Below are 24,972 nucleotides of genomic sequence, written 5' to 3' on the forward strand. Positions count from 1 at the left end.
CGAACGCAGCCTCGCGGGCTCGGCAGCTGCTACAGATCGCATTACCGTTTAACTGACTGGCATTAGGCCTAATGGCTCCTCATTCCCTTCGAAAATAGTGGCTCCGCTGACCGCGGCCGACGGCTAGGGTGTAAAGACCTCAGCTCTCAGGATTCGCCATGCACCCGTACTTTTCCCTGCAAGGTCGCACCGCCCTGGTGACCGGCGGCACCCGTGGTATCGGCAAAATGATCGCCAAGGCCTACGTCGAGGCGGGTGCCACCGTGTACATCTGCGCCCGCGACGCCGAGGCCTGCCAGCAAACCGCCGACGAACTCGGAGCACTTGGACGCTGCCACGCGATGGCGGCCGATCTCGCCACCGAAGAGGGCGTCCTGCAACTGACCACGCGCCTCGGCGAGCAGATCTCCCATCTGGACATTCTGGTAAACAATGCCGGTACCACCTGGGGCGCGCCGCTGGAGAGCTACCCGATCAAGGGTTGGGAAAAAGTCATGCAGCTCAACGTGACGTCGGTGTTCAACTGTATCCAGCAGTTCCTGCCGCTGCTGCGCAAGGCCGGTTCGGCGCAGAATCCGGCGCGGATCATCAACATTGGTTCGGTGGCCGGGATTTCATCCTTCGGTGAACAGGCGTATGCCTACGGGCCGAGCAAGGCGGCACTGCATCAACTGTCGAGGATTCTGGCGCGCGAACTGGTAAGCCAGCACATCAACGTCAATGTGATCGCCCCCGGGCGCTTTCCGAGCAAAATGACACGGCACATTGGCAATGATGAGCAGGCACTGGCCGAGGATACGGCGCTGATCCCAATGAAGCGCTGGGGTCGCGAGGAAGAGATGGCGGCGCTGGCGATCAGCCTGGCGAGTACCGCTGGAGCTTACATGACCGGGAATATCATTCCGCTGGATGGCGGGTTCAGTCTCTGAAATCGGCGGCGCGGCCTTCGCGAGCAAGCCCGCTCCCACAGGGTTCTGGAGCGCACACAAAATTTTTGTCCATCACAAAACCTGTGGGAGCGTGGCTTGCCCGCGATGACGGACTGACAGGCGCCACCGGGCTAGAGGTCGCGTGGGTTATCATGCCTGCCTTCATTCCGCCTCGACCGTAAACCATGACCTACAGCGTTTCCCCCATCGGCTTCGTGCGCTCCTGCTTCAAGGAGAAGTTCGCCATTCCGCGCCAACCGCAACTCGCCCCGGCCGCCCGCGGCGTGCTGGAACTGGTGGCGCCGTTCGATCAAGGGGATGCCGTGCAAGGTCTGGAGCAGGTCAGCCACGTGTGGCTGCTGTTCCTGTTCCACCAGGCTCTGGAGGAAAAGCCGCGCCTGAAGGTCCGCCCTCCTCGTCTCGGCGGCAATAAATCCATGGGCGTGTTTGCCACCCGCGCCACCCACCGCCCCAATGGCATTGGGCAATCAGTGGTGAAACTGGACAGGGTCGAAGCCAACCGCCTGTGGATCTCGGGCATCGATCTGCTGGATGGCACGCCGATTCTCGATATCAAACCCTACGTGCCCTACGCCGACATCATCGATACCGCCGCCAACAGCATCGCCAGCGCCGCGCCGCTGCTGATTCCCGTGCAGTGGACGGATGCAGCGCTGCAACAGGCTCACGAGCATGCCCAGCGCCTTGAAGAGCCCTTGGTTGAGTTGATCGAGCAATGCCTGGCACAGGATCCACGCCCGGCCTACCAAACGCCGGCACCTGAGCGGGAATACGGTGCGCAGTTCTGGGATCTGGATGTGCGTTGGCATTACCCGACACCGGAGCTGATCCGCGTCCTGGAAGTCATTCCCGCGAAAACCTGAACGCCGAAAATGCAAAAAGCCCGCGCTGCCTTCACAGGCAACGCGGGCTTTGGCTTTATGTGGGAGCGGGCTTGCTCGCGAAAGCGATTTACAACTCAACGATGATGTTGAATGCCAATCCGTCTTCGCGAGCAAGCCCGCTCCCACAGGGTTCCGCTTACTTCTCGACGAATGCACGCTCGATCAGGTAATCACCCGGCTCGCGCATCCGCGGCGAAACCTTCAGGCCGAAGCTATTCAGCACTTCGCTGGTTTCGTCGAGCATGCTCGGACTGCCGCACAGCATGGCGCGATCGTCCTGCGGGTTGATCGGTGGCAGACCGATGTCGCTGAACAGCTTGCCGCTGCGCATCAGGTCGGTCAGGCGACCTTCGTTCTCGAACGGCTCGCGGGTCACGGTCGGGTAGTAGATCAACTTGTCACGCAGCGCTTCGCCGAAGAATTCGTTCTGCGGCAGGTGCTCGGTGATGAACTCGCGGTAAGCGACTTCGTTGACGTAACGTACGCCGTGGCACAGGATCACTTTTTCGAAACGCTCGTAGGTTTCCGGGTCCTGGATGACGCTCATGAATGGCGCCAGACCGGTACCGGTGCTCAGCAGGTACAAATGTTTGCCAGGCTTCAAGTCATCCAGTACCAGCGTGCCGGTAGGCTTCTTGCTGATGATGATCTCGTCGCCTTCCTTCAGATGCTGCAACTGCGAAGTCAGCGGACCATCAGGCACCTTGATGCTGAAGAACTCGAGATGCTCTTCCCAGTTCGGGCTGGCAATCGAGTAAGCGCGCATAAGCGGGCGGCCGTTGGGCTGTTGCAGGCCGATCATCACGAACTGACCGTTCTCGAAGCGCAGGCCCGGGTCGCGGGTGCACTTGAAGCTGAACAGAGTGTCGTTCCAGTGGTGAACACTGAGGACACGCTCGTGGTTCATGTTGCTCATGTACGTGGGACTCCTGGAGATTTGTCTGCGCGTGTTCGGTGTGCTCTGCAAGAAAGCCAGCTCTGCGCAATTGCATCGCATTCTAAAGGCAGAGACAATATCTGTTAAATGGATTATTAAGATAAGGGTTATCGGTTATATCGATATGCGATTTACTCTCCGTCAACTTCAAGTATTCGTCGCCGTCGCCCAGCAGGAAAGCGTGTCCCGTGCTGCGGGCCTGCTCAACCTCTCGCAATCGGCGGCGAGCACCTCGATCACCGAGCTGGAGCGCCAGTGCAGCTGCCAGTTGTTCGACCGTGCCGGCAAACGGTTGAGCCTGAACGCCCTCGGCAAACAACTGTTGCCGCAAGCCGTCGCGCTGCTGGACCAGGCCAAGGAAATCGAAGACCTGCTCAATGGCAAGTCCGGTTTCGGCTCGCTGGCCGTGGGCGCGACCCTGACCATCGGCAATTACCTGGCCACCCTGCTTATCGGCAGCTTCATGCAGCGCCATCCGGAAAGCCAGGTGAAGCTGCACGTGCAGAACACTGCCAATATCGTGCAACAAGTGGCCCACTATGAAATTGATCTGGGTCTGATCGAAGGTGACTGCAGTCACCCGGACATCGAAGTACAAAGCTGGGTCGAGGACGAATTGGTGGTGTTTTGCGCCCCCCAGCATCCGCTGGCCAAGCGCGGCACGGCCTCCATGGACGAGTTGAGCCACGAAGCCTGGATCTTGCGCGAACAGGGATCCGGCACGCGGTTGACCTTCGATCAAGCCATGCGCCATCACCGCACTTCTTTAAATATCCGCCTGGAGCTTGAGCACACCGAAGCGATCAAACGCGCAGTGGAGTCAGGTTTGGGGATTGGCTGTATTTCCAGGCTGGCATTGCGCGACGCATTCCGCCGCGGCAGCCTGGTGCCTGTCGAGACGCCGGATCTGGATCTGGCGCGACAGTTTTACTTCATCTGGCATAAACAGAAATATCAGACATCGGCGATGCGCGAGTTTCTCGATCTGTGCCGCGCCTTCACCGCCGGGGTTCAGCGCAGCGACGAGATCGTGCTGCCGACGATCGCTTAGAGCAGAATCACCGCCCACACCAGGGCAATCATGCTCAATGCCACGAGCTGGGCGGCACTGCCCATGTCCTTGGCATTCTTTGACAGCGGGTGCCGTTCAAGGGAAATGCGGTCGATGGCCGCTTCCACGGCCGAGTTGAGCAACTCGACAATTAGCGCCAACAGGCAGACCGCGATCAACAACGCCCGTTCGACCCGGCTGACATTCAGGAAGAACGACAAAGGAATCAGGATGACGTTGAGCAATACCAGTTGCCGAAAGGCTGCTTCTCCGGTGAAGGCTGCGCGCAGGCCGTCCAGCGAATAACCGGAAGCATTGAGAATTCGTTTCAGGCCGGTCTGGCCTTTGAAAGGTGACATAGAGTGGGCAACTGACAAAAAAGAAGTGGGAAAGCTAGTTCAACCAAAGTCAAAAAAGCGTGAAGTTGCCAGCCATTAATGGCTGGAAATTGACTCAAGTTGTTGCAAGAGCAGCGCAGCCTGGGTCCGGGTCCGCACATTCAGTTTACGGAAAATCGCGGTCACGTGCGCCTTGATAGTCGCCTCGGAAACACTCAACTCGTAGGCGATCTGCTTGTTCAGCAAACCTTCGCAGACCATGGTCAGCACCCGGAATTGCTGCGGCGTCAGACTGGCGAGGCCTTCGCTGGCCGCCTTGGCCTCCGCTGAGACGCTGACCGCTTCGAACGCCTGCGGTGGCCAGAACACATCACCATCAAGGACCGCCCGCACGGCTTTCTGGATCACGCTCAAGTCGCTGGATTTGGGAATGAAGCCACTGGCGCCGAATTCACGAGACTTGACCATGATGGTCGACTCTTCCTGGGCCGAGACCATGACCACCGGAATCTGCGGGTACTGACCGCGTAGCAGGACCAGCCCGGAAAAACCATAGGCCCCCGGCATGTTCAGGTCCAACAGTACCAAATCCCAATCGGACTTTTCCGTCAGGCGCACTTCCAGTTCGGCGATGCTCGCCACTTCCACCAGGCGCACATCCGGGCCAAGGCCGAGGGTCAGCGCTTGATGCAAGGCACTACGAAAAAGTGGGTGGTCATCGGCAATCAGGATTTCGTATGTGGCCATTTTTCAAATGATCCTGTTTTTCATGGAGCGCCCGATGCATTCGGACCTCGCCAAAGCAACTCAAGGCACAGCCACGGAGCTGCACTGACAAGGCACGCTCAACGCAAAACCGCGTTGCAAACTCTGGCTGCACCCTGATCGGCGCCAAGCATGCCCAGCGAAGCCAGGGTGGTCAAGCAGCATGGCCAGGACACTTTATTGCAGCATGCGCAACAATCAGTCCATCAACGGACTTGCCGACTGAACATAGGGCATTAACTCGGCATGCGCCGGGGTCGAAACGTTCATTTCCAGCTGATGTTTGGCATCGAGGTAATGCTGGCTGAACACATCGAAATAGGCGTCCAGCGCCGATGCAGCGGCCACATCGCCTGCAAGATCGAGGCACAGCGCGGCAACCTCCGCCGTACACAGATGTTCGCTGCGGGTTGATCGGCGCAAGCGGTAACGGGAGAGCTTCTCGGGCAACAGACTGAGGATCGGCAGTCGGTCGAAATAGGGGCTCTTGCGAAAGATCTTCCGCGCTTCGGTCCAGGTCGCATCCAACAGAATGAACAACGGGCGCCTGGTGCCATCGACGTCCACGCTGTTTGTCACACGCTCAGGCTCGACGTACTCACCTGGAAACACCAGGTACGGCTGCCATTGCGGGTCGGACAACAGCGCCAGCAACTGCGGATCGACCTCGGTACGGGACCAGATGAAGGCATGATTGTCAGGCACCACATCGGCGATCAGCCAACCGGTGTTGCTCGGCTTGAAGACTTCCTTGTTGGTCATGATCAGGCACACGCCAGAGCGGGTTTCGACCTGCGGACGCCATGCGCACAGGCAGTGGCTCTCGATCACGCGGCAATCACGGCAACGCGGGGCGCGCCAGCCACGGGCCTGAATCGGCTTGATGCCCTCCTCCTCACGCTGGTCGCGCAGGCGGGCTACAGCATTCAATGCAAATTGCGCGCAGGCACGGCTCATCGCGGGCAACGCCGACAAAAAACGGAAATCGACACGAAAAACACTCGACAGGGTAAAAAGTGCCAGCAGTTTACCAGACCGCCCGGCGCAAGCCTGTACCGTCCAGCCCGCCTCCCCTATAATTCGCCGCCACTGAACGCACAGTCACGTGACGGGTCCAACCCCCATCACTGAACCAGGAGAGTTTCATGCTGCGCCTTATCGTTCCTACCGCGGCCATTTTGCTGGCGTCGTCCTTCAACGCCCAGGCTGCGTCCTTGAAAGACACGGAACTGAACAAAATGCTGCAAAACGTTGCCACCCAGAGCAGCGTCGGCACTCCACGAGCGATCAACGAAGACATACTCGATCAAGGCTACACCGTTGAAGGCAAACAGTTGATCAACCATCTGAGCGTGCAGAGCAGCCACGCCGACAAGATGCGTGCAGACCCGAAAGCCGTGTACTTTCAGTTGGGAGCGTCTGTCTGCAGAAACGAAGGCTTTCGCAAGCTGATGGCCAAGGGCGCGATCATGCGCTACGACTTCACCGAGGTGAAGACCAACCGCCCGGTCGGCTCCGCAAGCTTCCAGGAATCGGATTGCCTGCAACCGGCCAAGAAGAAAAAGTAATCACCGGGAATTGGCGCGCCGCTGTTCATCTTCGGCGCGCAATTCTGCCAACAGCGCCTGCAAGTAATGTGAACGGCGTTCGCCGCCGCGTAAACGCCGGCAGCACTCCTCTTCGAGACTCAAGTGATTGGTCTCGGCTGATGTCTTCAGCAATCGATACAGTTGCGTATCGATCTCCAGAACGACTCTGGCCATGGTTCCCGCCTCCCTGCACCCCACTCATTATTGAGTGATAAATCCTTGAACCCGTTTGTACTGTGCGCCCTGCCGTTGACGCAAAGTTGTCGTGTGACGCCTGTAACTTAGTAAATCAGAGTGCCGCACATACGACGTACGTTCAGACGAGCGGTGAAAGCACCTTGCAAATCGTCAATAAGCGGTTGCCAGGAAAGACTTTGTGGCGCAATGATCAAGTCAGCGCAAATCACTGTGAAGGTCTAGATTTCAGGGTATCAACGTTTACTTTTTCAGGGCTGGAAAGGGGCTGCCCGTCGCTTGTCGTGTTGTGCGAACGTTTCTTTCATCCAAGGGAAAAACAGAGCCTGTTTGGATGATCCGATGCCTTTCGGATCAAGTAGATCGCCCAGGCACGGGCCTGGGCAGACAGCGACACATGATGTGTCGTGGCACCGACGCAAGTTCTCGGGCCGAGGGTTCTGTGCAGAAGGAGAAGTTGAATGCCTTACCAACCGAATGACCTCCTGAGCCGTCATTTTGAAGAGAGCGGCCATGACCTCATCAGCAAGGTCGAAGAACAACTCAAGCTGATTTCACCCAACAGCCCGAACATCCCGATCTACCGCGACATGATCCTGACCGTGCTGCGCATGGCCCAGGAAGACCACAATCGCTGGAATGCCAAAATCACCCTGCAAGCCTTGCGTGAGCTGGAGCAGGCTTTCCGCGTGCTCGAACAATTCAAGGGGCGACGTAAAGTCACGGTGTTCGGCTCGGCCCGCACCCCCATGGAACATCCGCTCTACAGCATGGCCCGGGAGCTCGGCGCCGCGCTGGCGCGCTCGGATATGATGGTCATTACCGGCGCCGGTGGCGGCATCATGGCCGCGGCTCATGAAGGAGCAGGCCTGACGCACAGCCTGGGGTTCAATATCACCCTGCCCTTCGAACAGCATGCCAACCCCACGGTCGACGGCACGACCAACCTGCTGCCGTTCCATTTTTTCTTCACCCGCAAGCTGTTCTTCGTCAAGGAAGCCGACGCCCTGGTGCTGTGCCCGGGCGGCTTCGGTACGCTGGATGAAGCGCTGGAAGTGCTGACGCTAATCCAGACCGGCAAGAGCCCATTGGTGCCAGTGGTGCTACTGGATGCACCGGGCGGCAAATTCTGGCAAGGCGCGCTGGACTTCATTCATCAGCAACTGGAGGAAAACGGTTACATCCTGCCCACTGACATGAAGCTGGTGAGACTGGTCTACAGCGTCGAAGAAGCGGTGGAGCACATTAACCAGTTCTACAGCAACTTCCACTCCAGTCGCTGGCTCAAGCATCAGTTCCTGATTCGCATGAATCACACACTCAACGACCGGGCACTCGAGCATATGCAGGAGGCTTTCGCCGACCTGTGTCTGAGCGATCATTTCCATCAGCACGCTCACACTGGCGAGGCACATGACGAAGCCGAATTCAGCCACCTGGTGCGGCTGGTCTTCAACTTCAACGCCCGCAACCATGGCCGCCTACGCGAACTTGTGGACTACATCAACCTGCCGGAAAACTGGACACCATCAAAACCCCAGGTACAGCAGCGTACGCGGGAGTCGTCAAAGGTTACGTGAGGCATAAAAAAACGGCCCGCTAGAAATAGCGGGCCGTTTCAGTTCAGTCGTCCATCCCTCGACCGCTGAACAGGCGGTTGATCATTTCCATGGAGTATCCCCGATACGCCAGGAACCGGCCTTGTTTGGCTCGCTCCCGGGCATCCGCCGGCAATTGCCCGGAGAACTTGCGCCGCCAGGTGTCGGCCAGTTGCTCCTGCCAGTCGATACCGCTCTCGCGCAGGGCGAGTTCAATATCGGTGCGCTGCAGGCCGCGCTGGCTCAACTCTTCACGAATGCGTAAAGGGCCATAACCGGAACGGGCACGGTAGGAAATAAAACTTTCGAGGTAACGGGTTTCGGACAACAACCCCTCTTCCGTCAACCGGTCGAGTGCTGTTTCGATCATTTCAGGGAGGGCGCCGCGCTGACGCAGTTTACGCGTCAGCTCGACTCGACCGTGCTCGCGTCGTGCGAGCAGGTCCATTGCGGTTCGCCGCACCGCGACGAGTGTATCGAGTACGGCGGTCATCGCTTCGATCAGATATCAGCGTCAACCAGGTCGTCTTCGGTCTCTTTGACCGCAGAAGCTTTGGCGTCTGCTACGGATGCCGGGGACAGGAGCTTGTCACGCAGTTGCTTCTCCAGCTTTGCCGCGACTTCCGGGTTGTCCGCCAGGAACTTGGCCGAGTTGGCCTTGCCCTGACCGATCTTGGTGCCTTCATAGGCATACCAGGCACCGGACTTCTCAACGAAACCGTGCAGAACACCCAGGTCGATCATCTCACCGTTGAGGTAGATGCCCTTGCCGTAAAGAATCTGGAACTCGGCCTGACGGAACGGCGAAGCCACCTTGTTCTTCACAACCTTGACGCGGGTTTCGCTACCGACGACTTCATCACCTTCCTTCACCGCGCCAGTACGACGGATGTCCAGACGAACCGATGCGTAGAACTTCAGTGCGTTACCACCGGTGGTGGTTTCCGGGCTGCCGAACATCACGCCGATCTTCATGCGGATCTGGTTGATGAAGATCACCAGGCAGTTGGCGTTCTTGATGTTACCGGTGATTTTACGCAGCGCCTGGGACATCAGGCGGGCTTGCAGGCCCACGTGCATGTCACCCATTTCGCCTTCGATTTCAGCCTTTGGCACCAGGGCGGCTACGGAGTCGACGATGATCACGTCAACCGCGTTGGAACGCACCAGCATGTCGGTGATTTCCAGGGCCTGCTCGCCGGTGTCCGGCTGGGAAACCAGCAGGTCGTCGACGTTGACGCCCAGCTTGCCGGCGTACTCAGGATCGAGGGCGTGCTCGGCGTCGACGAATGCGCAGGTCGCGCCGGCTTTTTGAGCCTGGGCGATCACGGACAAGGTCAGCGTGGTTTTACCGGAAGATTCAGGACCGTAGATTTCAACAATACGGCCTTTTGGCAGGCCGCCGATGCCGAGAGCGATGTCCAGACCCAGAGAGCCAGTGGAAATGGCCGGGATCGCCTGACGGTCCTGATCGCCCATACGCATTACGGCACCCTTGCCGAATTGACGTTCGATCTGACCCAGGGCCGCAGCCAAGGCTTTCTTCTTGTTGTCGTCCATTAAAGTCCTCACGTAATCAATAAGGCCTGACGGCCAACACCTGTATAAGTAGCCAGTATTATTCCACAGCGTTTCCGGATCGCCTACCCCTGATTTGAGATTTCTGCCGCGGCATACCGCAGCAGCCCCTCTAGCGCGGCCTTCACCGTTTGTCGGCGGACCTCGTCGCGGTCACCAGCGAAGTGTTGCAACTCGCTGAACACTCGCTCGCCCACGCCCCAGGCCAGCCAAACCGTCCCCACTGGCTTGCTCGGCGAACCACCGTCCGGCCCGGCTACACCACTGACCGCCACGGAAAAATACGCGCGACTTTTCTCTTGCGCCCCCTTGGCCATCGCTTCGACCACCTCGCGACTGACCGCCCCCACCGTGGTGAACAACTCCACAGGAACATCCAGTTGCAGGTTCTTCTGCAGATTGGAATAGGTGACGTAACCGGCCTCGAACCACGCCGAGCTGCCCGGAATACGGGTGATCGCCTCGGCGATCCCGCCTCCGGTGCAGGACTCGGCCGTGGAAACGTGGGCATTGAGAATCTGCAATTGCCTGCCAAGGTCAGCGGCGAGCTGGGTAATTACTTTCACGGTCATCTCCTGATGGGGCGGGATGGGTTAACCGTACACCAGCAGACTGCACTTGCAAGCGACAGGACCGATCAAAATGTAAAGAACCAGAGGCTCTGGAAAAGGCCTGCCAGGGGATTCAATCTTCCACGTCACCGGATGGACCTTGACCGACACCCATGCGCCTGGCCGCCCAACGTTCATACAACCCTAAAGCTACGTCTGTCCCGGCCATCGCCGTTAAACAGCCCCCCGCACAAGCGGCCCAAATGGAAACATTGGCGGCGTGCAGCAGCATGATGACCGAGGCGCCGCAGATCATGCTGGAGCCAGACCGCAAGCTCAGGCGCCGGATAAGGGACCAGCCACGAACGCCCTCCTTATCGGCACGCCACATTTCACCGGTAACGCCACCGAGTATTGGCAGGATGATGACCAGCCAAAGAGGCATGTCCAGCAACGCATATTGCTCAGCGGTCATTTCACGCCTCCTTGAGTGAACGGTCACACCGTGTTCTTGAATAGACAGGCAACAAGATTATGCATTGATGCATATTAAGTCAATGCGTTAACGCATACACAAAGACAGCTCGATGCTTTCGACACACGAAAAAAAAACCCGCTCGGGAAGCGGGTTTTGAATGAACACCGGGGTGTTAGCGGGCGTACATGCCCCACCAGAAGACATGTCCGAGGATAACTATCGGCTCCTCCTGGATCTCCTGAAAGGTGTAGTCCTCGTCCGGATGTTCGTCGCGGTTGAAGCTGCGCAGGCGAATCCCGGTTGGCAGGCGATACAGCTGCTTCACCCGCAATTGGCCGTTGTGATTGATTGCATAAAGGTCGCCGTCAACGATATCGCCAATACCGCACTTGCCGGCATTGACCCCGACCGTGGCGCCGTCGCGCAGTACCGGCAACATACTGTTGCCCCGCACTGTCACGCATTTGGCCTGGTCGAACTGCACGCCGTTATGTCGCAGGCTACGCTTGCCGAAGCGCAGGCTAGAGCGCTCGCTTTCCTCGATGACGAATCTTCCCGATCCTGCGGCCAATTCAACCTCGCGAAGAAAGGGGACCGACACCTCGTCGTCATCGACAGGGGTATCGTCGTCCCACAGGCTTATATCCTTGAGTTCCGAATGCACGGGAGCGCGCCCGGCATTAGCGGCAGGCGCGACGTCCGCGCGGCCACGCAACTGGTCGGTGCTCACGGAGAAATACTCGGCGATCTTCGAAATATGCTTATCCGAAGGATCGACGATTTTCCCGCTGAGAATGCGCGAGAGCGTGGATTGAGGCACGCCGGTGCGACGGTGAAGCTCCGTAGGGGAGATCCCGTGCTGATCGAGCAATGCTCTTAAGACAGTAGATACGTTGCGTTTTTGCATAATGCGCATAGTGCTTGTTCTTTTCGAAGAAGACAAATGCATAACTGCATAATCGATGCATAACATGATTTTTGCATCGTAAAAGATGTCACCCGGCCGTGGTGCCTGCGTCGGATAGACCGCCCATGGTAACCTTGCGCCCATCGCGGAAAAGCCCGGCTGTTGCCCCGCTTTTGCCCCACCTCTTTCAACGAGCTTCCTGACAATCCGATGAATAAAGCCGTCTCCGACCTGTCCTCCCACACCCCGATGATGCAGCAGTACTGGCGCCTGAAAAACCAGCACCCGGACCAGTTGATGTTCTACCGCATGGGCGACTTCTACGAGATCTTCTATGAGGACGCGAAGAAGGCCGCCAAGTTGCTGGACATCACCCTGACGGCCCGCGGGCAGTCGGCTGGCCAGGCGATTCCGATGTGCGGGATTCCTTACCATGCCGCCGAAGGTTACCTGGCAAAACTGGTGAAGCTTGGCGAGTCGGTGGTGATCTGCGAGCAGGTCGGCGACCCGGCCACCAGCAAAGGGCCGGTGGAGCGGCAGGTCGTGCGCATCATCACGCCGGGGACGGTGAGTGACGAAGCGCTGCTCGATGAGCGCCGCGACAACCTGATCGCCGCCGTCCTGGGCGATGAGCGCCTGTTCGGCCTGGCGGTGCTGGACATCACCAGTGGCAACTTCAGCGTGCTGGAAATCAAGAGTTGGGAAAACCTGCTGGCGGAACTGGAGCGGGTCAACCCCGTGGAGCTGCTGATCCCGGATGACTGGCCCAAGGACTTGCCGGCGGAAAAACGCCGCGGTGTGCGTCGCCGTGCGCCGTGGGATTTCGAGCGCGATTCGGCGCTCAAAAGCCTGTGCCAGCAATTCTCGACCCAGGACCTCAAAGGCTTTGGCTGCGAAAACCTGACCCTGGCCATCGGCGCCGCCGGTTGCCTGCTGGCCTACGCCAAGGAAACCCAGCGCACCGCCCTGCCCCATTTGCGCAGCTTGCGCCATGAACGCCTGGACGACACCGTGGTGCTCGATGGCGCCAGCCGTCGCAACCTGGAGCTCGACACCAACCTGGCCGGCGGCCGCGACAACACTCTGCAATCGGTGGTGGACCGTTGCCAGACCGCCATGGGCAGCCGCCTGCTGACCCGCTGGCTGAATCGCCCGTTACGCGACTTGACGGTGCTGTTGGCGCGTCAAACCTCGATCACTTGCCTGCTCGACGGTTACCGCTTCGAAAGACTGCAACCGCAGCTCAAGGAAATCGGTGACATCGAGCGGATTCTTGCGCGGATCGGCCTGCGCAATGCCCGCCCACGCGACCTCGCCCGTTTGCGTGACGCCCTCGGCGCACTGCCCGAGCTGCAAGTGGCAATGACGGAGCTCGAAGCCCCGCACCTCCAGCAACTTGCCAGCATCACCAGTACCTACCCGGAACTGGCGGCCCTCCTGGAAAAAGCCATCATCGACAACCCGCCCGCGGTCATTCGTGACGGCGGTGTGCTGAAAACCGGCTACGACAGCGAACTCGACGAACTGCAATCACTCAGCGAAAACGCCGGGCAATTCCTGATCGACCTCGAAGCACGGGAAAAGGCCCGCACCGGTCTGTCCCACCTGAAGGTCGGCTACAACCGCATCCACGGTTACTTCATCGAGCTGCCAAGCAAGCAAGCGGAGTCGGCACCGGCCGACTATATTCGCCGCCAGACGCTCAAAGGCGCCGAGCGTTTCATTACGCCGGAACTCAAGGCGTTCGAAGACAAGGCATTGTCGGCCAAGAGCCGTGCCCTGGCCCGCGAGAAAATGCTTTACGAAGCGCTGCTCGAAGACCTGATCGCCCAGTTGCCACCGTTGCAAGACACCGCCGGCGCCCTGGCCGAACTGGACGTCTTGAGCAACCTGGCCGAGCGTGCACTGAACCTTGACCTGAACTGCCCGCGCTTCGTCAGCGAACCGTGCATGCGCATCAGCCAGGGCCGCCACCCGGTGGTCGAACAAGTGCTGACCACGCCGTTCGTGGCCAACGACCTGAGCCTGGACGACAACACGCGCATGCTGGTGATCACCGGCCCGAACATGGGCGGTAAATCCACCTACATGCGCCAGACCGCTTTGATTGTGCTCCTGGCGCACATCGGCAGCTTCGTGCCAGCGGCCAGTTGCGAATTGTCGCTGGTCGATCGCATCTTCACCCGGATCGGCTCCAGCGATGACCTGGCCGGCGGGCGCTCGACCTTCATGGTGGAAATGAGCGAAACCGCGAACATTCTGCACAACGCCACCGAGCGCAGCCTGGTACTGATGGATGAAGTCGGGCGCGGCACCAGCACCTTCGACGGCCTGTCCCTGGCATGGGCGGCGGCCGAACGCCTGGCACATCTGCGTGCCTACACGCTGTTCGCCACCCACTACTTTGAACTGACCGTCCTGCCGGAAGCCCAGCCGCTGGTAGCCAACGTGCACCTCAATGCCACCGAGCACAATGAACGTATCGTGTTCCTGCACCACGTGTTGCCTGGGCCGGCCAGCCAGAGTTACGGCCTGGCCGTTGCACAACTGGCGGGCGTACCGAGCGAAGTCATCACGCGTGCTCGCGAGCATTTGAGCCGCCTGGAAGACACTGCCTTGCCCCATGAGTCGCCAGCACCTGCCAAAGGTAAACCGGCTGCTCCACAGCAAAGCGACATGTTTGCCAGTCTGCCGCACCCGGTGCTGGATGACCTGGCCAAGCTCGACCTGGACGACATGACGCCACGCCGTGCTCTCGAAATGCTCTATACACTAAAGACACGGATCTAACGCAGCGGCTTGCAAGCTGTTAGAATCTCGCGCGGTTTGGGATGCTGCTGGCTAATAGCCTGGCCAGCAGACTATCGCTCCCGAACCTGGCGACCCCTACGAGAAGGGGCGCAGCAAGCCGCGCCTGAGGAGAAAATTAGAAATGACCTTCGTCGTCACCGACAACTGCATCAAGTGCAAGTACACCGACTGCGTAGAAGTCTGTCCGGTGGACTGCTTTTACGAAGGCCCGAATTTCCTGGTGATTCACCCGGATGAGTGCATCGACTGCGCGCTGTGCGAGCCTGAATGCCCTGCTGTGGCTATCTTCTCTGAAGATGAGGTTCCGGCCGGCATGGAAAACTTCATCGAGCTGAACGCAGAGCTGGCCGATATCTGGCCAAACATCACCGAACGCAAGGATCCGCTGCCAGATTCCGCCGAGTGGGATGGCAAGAAAGACAAGATCGAACACCTCGAACGCTGATTACCCCCGCGTTCCCTAAAAAGGCCCCACAAGGGCCTTTTTGCTTTTCTGCAGGCAAAAAAAGGGGGCGGTTTGACCCGCCCACACTTTTTCCCTATTCCCTATATTCCTTTTCATCGTCCTGATGAATCGCGTCCCGCGATATCCATTTCCCTCATCCTTGAAGGATGTGTCTGTCCGTCGACACAACCTGAATACTAGAGTTTTCCTCTCCGGGATCAATCGCCCATTGGCGCGAAATCTAACTGTCACACATCATCAATAATAAAAAATAGTCTTATAAATCATAAATATAGGTTCATGCAGCGTTCAACATAGACGACTGCCAGGGTGTAAAAATAACGAACACTTACGTAAGAGTCAGCCGAGGCTTACAGCACGAAACCAAAATCCCGAGCTAACGCGAAATGGACCTGCCAGCCCCCCCCCTTGTGGGAGCGGGCTTGCTCGCGAAGAGGCCATCACATTCAGCATCAATGTTGCCGGTTAGACCGCCTTCGCGAGCAAGCCCGCTCCCACACTGGATCGGAGTACATCCTTTGAATTGCAACAAAAAAAAACCCCGAGCCAGTCGGGGTTTCTTATGCCATCGCAGTGAGTGCCTTATTGGAACAGTGACTCGCTCGACAGACCATTTTTTTCGAGGATCTCGCGCAGCCGCTTCAAGCCTTCCACCTGAATCTGTCTGACCCGCTCCCGGGTCAGGCCGATTTCCAGGCCTACGTCTTCAAGGGTGCTGCTTTCATGACCGCGCAGGCCGAAGCGGCGTACAACCACTTCGCGTTGCTTGTCGGTCAATTCCGAGAGCCATTGATCGATGCTCTGGGACAGGTCGTCGTCCTGCAACAGCTCGCACGGATCGGTTGGGCGGTCGTCAGTCAGGGTATCCAGCAGGGTTTTATCCGAATCCGGACCCAGCGAGACGTCGACCGAAGAAACCCGTTCGTTAAGGCCGAGCATACGCTTGACCTCTCCTACCGGTTTTTCCAGCAGGTTGGCGATTTCTTCGGGAGAGGGTTCATGGTCGAGTTTTTGCGTCAGCTCCCGCGCGGCCCGCAGGTACACATTCAGCTCCTTGACCACATGGATCGGCAACCGGATGGTCCGGGTCTGATTCATGATTGCGCGTTCGATGGTCTGACGAATCCACCAGGTCGCGTAGGTCGAAAAGCGGAAACCGCGTTCCGGATCGAACTTCTCCACCGCCCGGATCAAGCCGAGGTTGCCCTCTTCGATCAGGTCCAGCAGCGACAGCCCGCGATTGACGTAGCGTCGGGCGATTTTCACCACCAGCCGCAGGTTGCTTTCAATCATGCGCTTGCGCCCGGCCGGATCGCCACTTTGCGACAGGCGCGCAAAATGAACTTCTTCTTCGGGTGAAAGGAGGGGAGAGAAACCAATTTCATTGAGATACAGCTGCGTGGCATCAAGTGCCCGCGTGTAGTCAATGTACTTGTGCTGTTTCAACGATGCGGAGTGTTTGGATTTGGCACGAACGGAAGGTGGAGCCGCCCCTTCATCATTCGACATCGAATCCGTATCGATGCTGCTCTCCATCAGGAGAACCTCATCGTCGATGTCAAACTCCGGCACTTCTTTACTGAGAGCCATTGTTATAGTCCTTTGGTGAGTTCGACCTCAAGCTCAAGCGGCGCCTTTATCCCTGGCAACGCTGGAGCCTGTCCCCTCTACGCGACGGAACAGGCTGGTAAGCGATCAACGACGTGGCAGGAATTGCAGCGGATCTACAGGTTTACCTTGGCGGCGAATCTCAAAATGCAGTTTCACCCGGTCTGTACCCGTTGACCCCATTTCGGCAATTGACTGTCCAACCTTGACCTGCTGCCCCTCCCGAACCAACAGCCTGCGGTTATGTCCGTAGGCACTTACGTAGGTTTCGCTGTGTTTGATGATTACCAATTCGCCGTAGCCCCTTAAGCCACTCCCGGCATATACCACCGTCCCATCAGACGCAGCTAAAACAGGCTGTCCCAAATCTCCGGCGATATCAATTCCTTTATTCAAACTACCGTTTGAAGAGAATTTCCCGATCAGAATGCCATTAGATGGCCATCCCCAGCCGGTCGGGGCTGGCCCGGGAGGGGGCAAGGGAGCGGGTGCCGGCTTGTTGGCGACGGACGGTACAACCGTCGTTGTGCTAGTGGTCGAACCGTTTACCGGACGACGGATGACCGTTGTTTTACTCGACGACGAAGGTGTTGAACTGGATGAACTGACCACCGCCGTCGACGTTGAATCGGTACGACCATCAAAGCGAATCGTCTGACCCGGATGGATGGTGTAAGGCGCGGCAATGTTGTTACGTGCCGCCAGCGCCTTGTAGTCCCAGCCGTAACGGAAGGCGATGGAGAACAGGGTGTCCTTGGGACGAACGACGTATTGTCCCGTGGTCACGGCCGGACGCTGGGCCGCAGCATTGTTGCGGTCCAGGACACGTACATCGCTGGATTTGTTGCTGGAACAACCGACCAGCAAGGTGCTCAAGACAAGGCCAGTCACCAGGCGCTGAAAGCTCGTTTTACTCATACGCTGCGCAATGACTGTGAGACTCACCCGCCGCTCCCTCTGTGGTGGCTGAAATGTGAAATACCGGAGTCCGGCATGAACTGTCGCAAGTATAACGGGCCGTGCACGCTTTACCTTTAATGCGGCGAATCGGTGTCGCGCACACGTTTGCTGTCTGACGATGAATCCCGATCAACTGAACGATGCCGCTGTAAGACAAAGGCAATCGAAGAGAATTCAGCGTGCCAAAACAAATGCTCAGGCCAGTGGCCCATTGAGCAATGGCACGAAGCGCACAGCCCCCAGAACATGCCTGGAAAAACCCTGTTCCTCGCGGATGATCAGCATCAATTGCTGGACTTCGCCGGCCCCGACCGGGATCACCATTCGCCCTCCCGGTGCCAACTGATCAAGCAATGCCTGGGGCACATCGGTCGCCCCTGCAGTGACGATAATCCCGTTGTACGGCGCCAGTGCCGGCCAGCCCTCCCAGCCATCGCCCCAGCGGAACACCACGTTGCGCAGGTTCAGTTCGACCAGGCGTTCCTTTGCCCGATCCTGCAGAACCTTGATGCGCTCGACCGAGAACACGCGCTCGACCAGTTGCGACAGGACCGCCGTCTGATAGCCCGACCCGGTGCCGATCTCCAGCACCTTGTCGAGGGGACCGGCCTCCAGCAGCAGCTCGCTCATGCGCGCCACCATATAAGGCTGGGAGATGGTCTGGTTGTTACCGATCGGCAGCGCCGTGTCTTCATAGGCACGGTGCGCCAGTGCTTCGTCGACGAACAGGTGACGCGGGGTCCGGCGAATGACCTCCAGCACCCTGGCGTTGGAGATGCCTTCTTCATACAAACGCTGGATAAGCCGCTCCCGGGTTCGCTGGGAGGTCATGCCGATGCCACGACGCAGCATATCGTCTTGTTCGCGACTCATTAGCGCAACCCCTCCAGCCAACCGTCCAGACTTCTGAAGGCATCATTGAACGTGCGATCCAGTTGCAGCGGCGTGATCGAAACATAACCCTGCATCACCGCATGGAAATCGGTCCCCGGGCCACCGTCTTCGGCATCCCCGGCCGCCGCGATCCAGTAACCGGACTTGCCCCGCGGATCCACCACTTTCATCGGTGCCGCGGCACGCGCGCGATGGCCCAGACGAGTCAACTGGATACCGCGGATACGGTCCAGCGGCAAATTGGGAATGTTCACGTTCAGTACCGTACGCGGTGGCAGATTCAGGTCAGCATGGGCTTCAACCAGTTTGCGCGCGAAATAGGCAGCTGTGGGAAGGTTCTCTACCTGGCGTGAGACCAGCGAGAAGGCAAACGAAGGGTGTTTCAGGAAACGCCCCTCAAGGGCCGCCGCCACCGTACCGGAATACAGCACATCGTCCCCCAGGTTTGCACCCAGGTTGATACCGGAAACCACCATATCCGCTTCGCGCTCCAGCAGGCCGTTGAGGCCCAGGTGCACGCAATCGGTTGGCGTGCCATTGAGGCTGATAAAGCCGTTGGCCAGGGTTTGCGGGTGCAACGGACGATCGAGCGTCAGCGAACTGCTGGCGCCGCTTTTGTCCTGGTCCGGGGCGATAACCACGCATTCGGTGTAATCCGCCAGCGCAGCATAAAGCGCGGCGAGACCGGGTGCGGTTACCCCATCGTCGTTAGAAATCAGAATACGCATGGGCTGTCCGTCTGCCCCACCGGCACCAGATCAACAAGCTCGCGCACCAATACGGTGGCGAAGCATCCGGCCGGCAGGACGAATTCCAGTTGCAGAATGTCAGGCTCGGGATAATGCCACGTCAACCCGCCAATGGGCAGCCGCAGGATGCGACGTTCGTGGCTCATACCGGCGTTGATCAACCAATCACGCAAATCCGCTTCGCGTGCGGCGATGGCCTGCTCCAGTTCATGGACAGCGCCCGTGGCCGGCGAGTCACCTTCGCCCCACTGCGGACCGGTCGGGTGCAGATCGAGAATCGCCAGGCGCGGGTCGCTGCACTCGGCCTCACCTGCCGGGAAAAAGCTGCGGCTGTCGGTGAACGCCAGCAGATCGCCTACCTGGGCGCGTTGCCAGGTGCCATCGGCGACACGCGCGGCCAACACCTGATTGAACAGAAAACTGCGCGCCGTGGAGAGCAGCCGTGAGCGCACGTTGCGCTGCTCCGGCAAGGCCTTGCGCGCGGCCCAGGCGCGAGCATCGACCACATTGCCGCCGTCATGGCCGAAACGCTGAGCGCCAAAATAATTGGGGATGCCTTGTTTGGCGATCAGTTGCAAACGCTCTTCAAGCGCAGACTTGTCGCCGGCGAATTGCGTCAGGCGCAACGTAAAACCGTTTGCCGAATGCGCACCGCGTTGCAGTTTGCGCTTGTGGCGGGCGGTCTTGAGGATCTTCAGCGTATCGTTTTCCGCGGCTGACAGATCAGGGTCGGCCTTGCCCGGCAATTGCACGCTGAACCACTGGCGAGTCAGCGCCTGACGGTCCTTGAGTCCGGCATAACTGACGGTGCGCAATGGCACGCCCGCAGCCTTGGCAATCCGCCTCGCAGCTTCTTCCGTATTCAGGCCGCGCTTTTCCACCCAGATCCACAGGTGTTCGCCTTCGCCACTGAGGGGAATGTCGAGGACTTCGTCGACCTGGAAATCTTCCGCGATCGCTTTCAGTACCGCCGTGCCGAGGGCCTCACCGTAAGCCCGCGGGCCGAGCAATTGCAGTTCGTTCATGCGCGCAACAACAAGGCAACGGAATGCACGGCAATGCCTTCTTCGCGACCGACAAAGCCGAGCTTTTCGGTGGTGGTAGCTTTCACGTTCACTTGATCCAACTCTACTTGAAGATCCGCAGCAATCAGCGCACGCATCGATTCGATATGCGGGGCCATTTTCGGCGCCTGGGCGACGATGGTGTTATCGACATTGCCGACTTTCCAGCCTTTGGCATGGACCAGTGCGACGACGTGACGCAATAGCGCACGGCTGTCGGCGCCCTTGAATTGCGGGTCGGTATCCGGGAAATGCTTGCCGATGTCGCCCAGCGCCGCAGCGCCGAGCAAGGCATCGCTCAAGGCGTGCAGGAGGACGTCACCGTCAGAGTGCGCGAGCAACCCGAAGCTGTGTGCAATGCGCACGCCGCCCAGAGTGATGAAATCGCCTTCAGCGAAACGGTGCACATCATAGCCGTGGCCAATACGCATAAAAAAACGCCCCGATTTTTGTCAGGGCGTGATTCTACCTGCATTAGCCAACCAGAGCATGCGCGTGATGCCGCAAGTGCTCATCGATGAAACTGGCGATGAAGAAATAGCTGTGGTCATAGCCCGGCTGCAGGCGCAACGTCAGCGGGTGACCGGCCAGTTTGGCCGCCTGTTGCAAGGCTTCCGGCTTGAGCTGGTTAGCGAGGAAATCATCGCGATCGCCTTGGTCGACCAGCAGCGGCAGCTTTTCATCAGCCTCGGCAATCAATGCACAGGCATCCCATTCGCGCCATTTCGAACGGTCTTCTCCCAGGTAGCGGGAAAAGGCTTTCTGCCCCCACGGGCAATCCATCGGATTGTTGATTGGCGAGAACGCCGACACCGACAGATAACGCCCCGGATTGCGCAAAGCGCAGACCAGCGCGCCGTGGCCACCCATGGAATGGCCGCTGATGCCGCGTCTGTCCGACGCAGGGAAATGGGCTTCGACCAATGCCGGCAATTCCTGCACGACATAGTCATGCATCCGATAGTGTCGCGACCACGGTTCCTGAGTGGCATTCAGGTAAAAACCGGCGCCGAGGCCGAAGTCCCAGGCGCCATCCGGATCGCCCGGCACGTCGGGACCGCGAGGACTGGTGTCCGGCGCGACGATGATCAGCCCCAACTCGGCAGCCATGCGCATGGCGCCGGCCTTCTGCATGAAGTTCTCGTCGGTGCAGGTCAGGCCGGACAACCAGTACAACACCGGCAGCTTGCCGCCCTGCTCCGCCTGTGGCGGCAGGTAGACGGCGAACACCATGTCGCAACCTAGCACTTCCGAGCGATGGCGATAGCGTTTGTGCCAACCACCGAAGCTTTTCTGGCAAGAGATGTTTTCCAGGCTCATGTCAGACCTCAGAAATGAATGACGGAACGGATGCTTTTTCCTTCATGCATCAGGTCAAACGCCTTGTTGATATCTTCCAGGCCCATGGTGTGGGTGATGAAGGTATCCAGCGGAATCTCGCCAGTCTCGGCCATTTCCACATAGCTCGGCAACTCGGTGCGGCCACGCACGCCACCGAACGCCGAACCGCGCCAGACGCGGCCGGTGACCAGCTGGAACGGACGGGTGGAGATTTCCTGACCAGCACCGGCAACACCGATGATCACCGACTCACCCCAACCCTTGTGGCAGCACTCCAGCGCGGCACGCATCAGTTGCACGTTGCCGATGCACTCAAAGGAAAAATCGACGCCGCCATCGGTCATGTCGACGATGACTTCCTGGATCGGGCGATCGAAGTCTTTCGGGTTCACGCAGTCGGTTGCACCCAGTTGCTTGGCGATCTCGAATTTCGCCGGGTTGATGTCGATGGCGATGATCCGCGCAGCCTTGGCTTTCACGGCGCCGATGACAGCGGACAAACCAATGCCGCCGAGGCCGAAAATGGCTACGGTGTCACCCGGTTTCACCTTGGCGGTATTGAGTACCGCTCCGATGCCGGTGGTGACGCCGCAGCCCAGCAGGCAGACTTTTTCCAGTGGCGCTTGCTTGGCGATTTTCGCCACGGAGATTTCCGGAAGCACGGTGTACTCGGAAAACGTGGAAGTACCCATGTAGTGGAAAATCGGCTGACCCTTGTAGGAAAAACGCGTGGTGCCGTCCGGCATCAGACCTTTGCCCTGGGTCGCGCGAATTGCCTGGCAGAGGTTGGTTTTGCCTGACAGACAGAATTTGCACTGGCGGCATTCCGGGGTGTACAGCGGGATCACATGATCGCCCACCGCGACGGACGTCACGCCCTCGCCGATGGCTTCCACGATCGCACCACCTTCATGGCCGAGGATCGACGGAAAGATGCCTTCCGGATCTGCGCCGGACAGTGTGTAGGCATCGGTATGGCAAACACCGGAGGCCACCACACGCAGCAACACTTCACCCGCCTTCGGCATGGCGACATCGACTTCAACGATTTCAAGAGGCTTCTTGGCCTCAAAGGCAACGGCAGCGCGCGACTTGATCATGGTGAATCTCCAGTGAATAAAAACGAGACAGGGAGTGTAATACATGGCTCAACGATGAATAATCGAGGCAAATGCAAAATATTATTGCTGTACAGGGATAATCATTCATGTCCGAAAATCGCTGGGAAGGGATCGACGAGTTTGTCGCCGTTGCCGAGTGCAACCAGTTCACCGCGGCTGCGGAACGCTTGGGGGTTTCTTCCTCCCATATCAGTCGACAAATCGTACGCCTCGAAGAGCGCCTGCAAACCCGTTTGCTCTATCGCAGCACCCGCCGGGTCACGCTGACCGAAGCCGGGCAAACCTTCCTGCAACATTGTCAGCGCTTGCAGGATGGGCGGGAAGAAGCATTGCGAGCGGTCGGCGACCTGACCAGCGAACCCAAAGGCATGCTGCGCATGACCTGCGCCGTGGCATATGGCGAGCGCTTCATCGTGCCGCTGGTGACGCGTTTCATGGGGCTGTATCCGCAATTGCGCATCGATATCGAATTGACCAACCGGCAACTCGACCTGGTACACGACGGCCTCGATCTGGCGATCCGCCTCGGGCGTCTGCAGGACTCACGACTGGTCGCCACCCGCCTCGCACCGCGGCGTATGTTTCTCTGCGCATCACCTGCTTACCTTGAGCGCTACGGTCGGCCGCACAGTCTTTCGGAACTCAGTCGTCACAACTGCCTGATCGGCAGCTCGGACCTCTGGCAACTGGAGCAGAACGGGCGGGAATTTTCGCAAAGGGTGCAGGGAAACTGGCGCTGCAACAGTGGGCAAGCGGTGCTGGATGCCGCGCTACAAGGCGTAGGGTTGTGTCAGTTGCCGGACTATTACGTGCTGGAACATTTGAAGAGCGGCGCGTTGATTTCGTTGCTGGAGGCGCATCAACCGCCGAATACGGCAGTTTGGGCGCTGTATCCACAGCAACGGCATTTGTCGCCGAAAGTGCGCAAGCTGGTGGATTACTTGAAGGAGGGGTTGGCTGAAAGGCCGGAGTATCGGGGTTAGAACCACCAGTGTTTCCCAGTGACAGATTGGCTGACTGAAACGGCGCTTTCGCGAGCAAGCCCGCTCCCACAGGGGAACAGTCTTGCTCACAAAAACACCGGTCTAATGTGGGAGCGGGCTTGCTCGCGAAAGGCGCGACGCGGTCTCAAAGTTGATTGCCGCACAACTTAGTGACGATTGGCCCAACGCTGCCTCAACCATTCAAGGTCTTCGGGACGCGTAACCTTGAGGTTATCGGACCGCCCTTCGATCAGCCGCGGTGCCGAACCGGCCCACTCCATGGCCGAGGCTTCATCAGTAATTACAGCGTCGGCCACCAGACTGTCCGCCAGTGCGCGATGCAACGCCCCAAGGCGGAACATCTGCGGCGTGTAGGCTTGCCAGATCACACTGCGATCCACGGTTTCAACCACACGACCCTGCTTGTCGGCCCGCTTGAGCGTGTCCCGTGCCGGCACCGCCAGCAGCCCGCCCACCGGATCGTCAGCCAGCTCGGCCAGCAGCTTGTCCAGATCGTCGCGACTAAGGTTCGGCCTCGCGGCATCGTGGACCAATACCCAATCCTCATCATCGGCACCCTGCGCGTGCAAATGCAGCAAGGCATTGAGTACCGACCCGGAGCGCTCGGCGCCGCCCTCGACCCGGACAATACGCGGATCAGCAGCACACGCCAGGTTCGGCCAATAAGGATCGTCAACAGCAACACTGACCACCAGGCCCTTCAGGCCAGGATGATCAAGGAAACAGCCAAGGCTGTGTTCGAGAATAGTGCGCCCGCCCAGTTGCAAGTATTGCTTGGGACGGTCCGCGGCCATACGGGCACCGACGCCCGCGGCAGGAATCACGGCCCAGAAGGCCGGTAACGTCTGGTTCATTGCGCCAACTGGTAAAGGGTTTCACCGTCCTTGACCATGCCCAGCTCGTGGCGAGCCCGCTCTTCAACGGTCTCCATGCCCTTTTTCAACTCACTGACTTCGGCGTCCATTACCCGGTTGCGCTCCAGCAATGCCTGGTTCTCAGCTTGCTGATCCGCAATCTGCTGCGTCAACTCGGCCACTTGCGCCAGACTGCCATTTCCCACCCACAGGCGGTACTGCAGGCCAGCCAGCAACAAAAGCAGAATGAGGAACAACCAATTGGGACTGCGCATCGAA

At 58.9% G+C, this 24,972-nt stretch carries 28 protein-coding genes; 8 read left to right on the forward strand and 20 right to left on the reverse strand.

Annotation, left to right across the window (positions count from 1 at the left end; genetic code table 11):
* The first annotated feature begins 158 nt into the window (after window positions 1–158).
* Window positions 159–929 (forward strand): SDR family oxidoreductase, encoded by a 771-nt coding sequence (locus tag PMI28_RS06735; RefSeq protein WP_007990193.1) that lies wholly within the window; start codon window positions 159–161, stop codon window positions 927–929.
* Window positions 930–1,114: 185 nt separating this feature from the next.
* The gene (gene tsaA, locus PMI28_RS06730) at window positions 1,115–1,813 is read left to right on the forward strand and encodes a tRNA (N6-threonylcarbamoyladenosine(37)-N6)-methyltransferase TrmO (RefSeq protein ID WP_007990195.1); all 699 of its coding nucleotides are present in this window, start codon (window positions 1,115–1,117) and stop codon (window positions 1,811–1,813) included.
* 157 nt (window positions 1,814–1,970) lie between these two features.
* Here tsaA and fpr read toward each other — a convergent pair whose 3' ends face one another.
* Complete coding sequence (gene fpr, locus PMI28_RS06725; protein WP_003443014.1) at window positions 1,971–2,750, reverse strand: ferredoxin-NADP reductase; 780 nt, start codon at window positions 2,748–2,750, stop codon at window positions 1,971–1,973.
* A 145-nt stretch (window positions 2,751–2,895) separates the two neighbouring features.
* Here fpr and PMI28_RS06720 point away from each other — a divergent pair, with 145 nt between their 5' ends.
* The gene (locus PMI28_RS06720; RefSeq protein WP_033063546.1) at window positions 2,896–3,822 is read left to right on the forward strand and encodes a LysR family transcriptional regulator; all 927 of its coding nucleotides are present in this window, start codon (window positions 2,896–2,898) and stop codon (window positions 3,820–3,822) included.
* Here PMI28_RS06720 and PMI28_RS06715 read toward each other — a convergent pair.
* The 3 genes from PMI28_RS06715 to PMI28_RS06705 form a co-directional block, all read right to left on the reverse strand.
* Window positions 3,819–4,181 carry a diacylglycerol kinase gene (locus tag PMI28_RS06715; RefSeq protein WP_007990199.1) on the reverse strand — a complete coding sequence of 121 codons (363 nt, stop codon included), beginning with the start codon at window positions 4,179–4,181 and terminating at the stop codon, window positions 3,819–3,821. The genes PMI28_RS06720 and PMI28_RS06715 overlap by 4 nt on opposite strands.
* A 75-nt stretch (window positions 4,182–4,256) precedes the next feature.
* Window positions 4,257–4,907 (reverse strand): response regulator transcription factor ErdR, encoded by a 651-nt coding sequence (erdR, locus tag PMI28_RS06710; RefSeq protein WP_007990201.1) that lies wholly within the window; start codon window positions 4,905–4,907, stop codon window positions 4,257–4,259.
* Between the two features lie 216 nt (window positions 4,908–5,123).
* Complete coding sequence (locus PMI28_RS06705; protein WP_007990202.1) at window positions 5,124–5,882, reverse strand: tRNA-uridine aminocarboxypropyltransferase; 759 nt, start codon at window positions 5,880–5,882, stop codon at window positions 5,124–5,126.
* Window positions 5,883–6,070: 188 nt separating this feature from the next.
* Between PMI28_RS06705 and PMI28_RS06700 the strand changes: the two genes are divergently transcribed.
* Window positions 6,071–6,493, forward strand: a complete 423-nt coding sequence (locus tag PMI28_RS06700; RefSeq protein ID WP_007990204.1) for a quorum-sensing-regulated virulence factor family protein — start codon at window positions 6,071–6,073, stop codon at window positions 6,491–6,493.
* On the opposite strand, the gene PMI28_RS06695 is transcribed toward PMI28_RS06700, so the two are convergent.
* Window positions 6,494–6,688, reverse strand: coding sequence for a hypothetical protein (locus tag PMI28_RS06695; protein WP_007990206.1), 195 nt, complete (start codon window positions 6,686–6,688; stop codon window positions 6,494–6,496).
* Window positions 6,689–7,170: 482 nt separating this feature from the next.
* Here PMI28_RS06695 and PMI28_RS06690 point away from each other — a divergent pair, with 482 nt between their 5' ends.
* Window positions 7,171–8,289 (forward strand): TIGR00730 family Rossman fold protein, encoded by a 1,119-nt coding sequence (locus tag PMI28_RS06690; RefSeq protein WP_007990208.1) that lies wholly within the window; start codon window positions 7,171–7,173, stop codon window positions 8,287–8,289.
* 43 nt (window positions 8,290–8,332) lie between these two features.
* On the opposite strand, the gene recX is transcribed toward PMI28_RS06690, so the two are convergent.
* The 5 genes from recX to PMI28_RS06665 all read right to left on the reverse strand — a co-directional run bounded on the left by recX (window position 8,333) and on the right by PMI28_RS06665 (window position 11,821).
* Complete coding sequence (recX, locus tag PMI28_RS06685; protein ID WP_007990210.1) at window positions 8,333–8,800, reverse strand: recombination regulator RecX; 468 nt, start codon at window positions 8,798–8,800, stop codon at window positions 8,333–8,335.
* A gap of 8 nt (window positions 8,801–8,808) precedes the next feature.
* Window positions 8,809–9,867 carry a recombinase RecA gene (gene recA, locus PMI28_RS06680; protein WP_007971148.1) on the reverse strand — a complete coding sequence of 353 codons (1,059 nt, stop codon included), beginning with the start codon at window positions 9,865–9,867 and terminating at the stop codon, window positions 8,809–8,811.
* A gap of 83 nt (window positions 9,868–9,950) precedes the next feature.
* A complete protein-coding gene (locus tag PMI28_RS06675; protein WP_007990213.1) occupies window positions 9,951–10,451 on the reverse strand; it encodes a CinA family protein in 501 nt (166 codons plus the stop codon).
* A 118-nt stretch (window positions 10,452–10,569) separates the two neighbouring features.
* Window positions 10,570–10,911: a phage holin family protein gene (locus PMI28_RS06670; protein WP_007990216.1), complete on the reverse strand. Its 342-nt coding sequence runs from the start codon at window positions 10,909–10,911 to the stop codon at window positions 10,570–10,572.
* A gap of 175 nt (window positions 10,912–11,086) precedes the next feature.
* Window positions 11,087–11,821 carry a LexA family transcriptional regulator gene (locus tag PMI28_RS06665; RefSeq protein WP_033063548.1) on the reverse strand — a complete coding sequence of 245 codons (735 nt, stop codon included), beginning with the start codon at window positions 11,819–11,821 and terminating at the stop codon, window positions 11,087–11,089.
* Between the two features lie 210 nt (window positions 11,822–12,031).
* Between PMI28_RS06665 and mutS the strand changes: the two genes are divergently transcribed.
* Both mutS and fdxA read left to right on the forward strand, forming a co-directional pair.
* The gene (gene mutS, locus PMI28_RS06660; RefSeq protein WP_007990221.1) at window positions 12,032–14,611 is read left to right on the forward strand and encodes a DNA mismatch repair protein MutS; all 2,580 of its coding nucleotides are present in this window, start codon (window positions 12,032–12,034) and stop codon (window positions 14,609–14,611) included.
* A gap of 142 nt (window positions 14,612–14,753) precedes the next feature.
* On the forward strand, window positions 14,754–15,077 hold the full coding sequence (fdxA, locus tag PMI28_RS06655; protein ID WP_007990223.1) for a ferredoxin FdxA: 324 nt from the start codon (window positions 14,754–14,756) through the stop codon (window positions 15,075–15,077).
* A 603-nt stretch (window positions 15,078–15,680) separates the two neighbouring features.
* Here the strand turns inward: fdxA and rpoS are convergent.
* The 8 genes from rpoS to PMI28_RS06615 form a co-directional block, all read right to left on the reverse strand.
* A complete protein-coding gene (gene rpoS / locus PMI28_RS06650) occupies window positions 15,681–16,688 on the reverse strand; it encodes an RNA polymerase sigma factor RpoS (RefSeq protein ID WP_007990225.1) in 1,008 nt (335 codons plus the stop codon).
* 105 nt (window positions 16,689–16,793) lie between these two features.
* Complete coding sequence (locus PMI28_RS29930) at window positions 16,794–17,651, reverse strand: peptidoglycan DD-metalloendopeptidase family protein (RefSeq protein WP_007990227.1); 858 nt, start codon at window positions 17,649–17,651, stop codon at window positions 16,794–16,796.
* Between the two features lie 210 nt (window positions 17,652–17,861).
* On the reverse strand, window positions 17,862–18,497 hold the full coding sequence (locus PMI28_RS06640; RefSeq protein ID WP_177318984.1) for a protein-L-isoaspartate(D-aspartate) O-methyltransferase: 636 nt from the start codon (window positions 18,495–18,497) through the stop codon (window positions 17,862–17,864).
* Between the two features lie 41 nt (window positions 18,498–18,538).
* On the reverse strand, window positions 18,539–19,288 hold the full coding sequence (gene surE / locus PMI28_RS06635) for a 5'/3'-nucleotidase SurE (RefSeq protein WP_007990231.1): 750 nt from the start codon (window positions 19,286–19,288) through the stop codon (window positions 18,539–18,541).
* Window positions 19,276–20,334, reverse strand: a complete 1,059-nt coding sequence (gene truD / locus PMI28_RS06630; protein ID WP_007990233.1) for a tRNA pseudouridine(13) synthase TruD — start codon at window positions 20,332–20,334, stop codon at window positions 19,276–19,278. The genes surE and truD overlap by 13 nt, the downstream gene beginning before the upstream one ends.
* Window positions 20,331–20,804, reverse strand: coding sequence for a 2-C-methyl-D-erythritol 2,4-cyclodiphosphate synthase (gene ispF, locus PMI28_RS06625; protein WP_007970721.1), 474 nt, complete (start codon window positions 20,802–20,804; stop codon window positions 20,331–20,333). Before ispF ends, truD begins: the two co-directional genes overlap by 4 nt.
* A gap of 43 nt (window positions 20,805–20,847) precedes the next feature.
* Entirely contained in the window at window positions 20,848–21,693 is an 846-nt protein-coding gene (fghA, locus tag PMI28_RS06620; protein ID WP_007990235.1) for an S-formylglutathione hydrolase, read from the reverse strand.
* Between the two features lie 8 nt (window positions 21,694–21,701).
* Window positions 21,702–22,814, reverse strand: coding sequence for an S-(hydroxymethyl)glutathione dehydrogenase/class III alcohol dehydrogenase (locus PMI28_RS06615; RefSeq protein ID WP_007990237.1), 1,113 nt, complete (start codon window positions 22,812–22,814; stop codon window positions 21,702–21,704).
* Between the two features lie 107 nt (window positions 22,815–22,921).
* Here PMI28_RS06615 and PMI28_RS06610 point away from each other — a divergent pair, with 107 nt between their 5' ends.
* The gene (locus PMI28_RS06610) at window positions 22,922–23,818 is read left to right on the forward strand and encodes a LysR substrate-binding domain-containing protein (protein WP_007990239.1); all 897 of its coding nucleotides are present in this window, start codon (window positions 22,922–22,924) and stop codon (window positions 23,816–23,818) included.
* Window positions 23,819–23,985: 167 nt separating this feature from the next.
* Here PMI28_RS06610 and ispD read toward each other — a convergent pair whose 3' ends face one another.
* Window positions 23,986–24,693, reverse strand: coding sequence for a 2-C-methyl-D-erythritol 4-phosphate cytidylyltransferase (gene ispD / locus PMI28_RS06605; protein WP_007990242.1), 708 nt, complete (start codon window positions 24,691–24,693; stop codon window positions 23,986–23,988).
* Window positions 24,690–24,968 (reverse strand): cell division protein FtsB, encoded by a 279-nt coding sequence (gene ftsB / locus PMI28_RS06600; RefSeq protein ID WP_007970710.1) that lies wholly within the window; start codon window positions 24,966–24,968, stop codon window positions 24,690–24,692. The genes ispD and ftsB overlap by 4 nt, the downstream gene beginning before the upstream one ends.
* Window positions 24,969–24,972 lie beyond the last annotated feature (4 nt).

It is taken from the genome of Pseudomonas sp. GM48 (genome assembly GCF_000282335.1).
In the GTDB taxonomy this organism is placed as follows: domain Bacteria; phylum Pseudomonadota; class Gammaproteobacteria; order Pseudomonadales; family Pseudomonadaceae; genus Aquipseudomonas.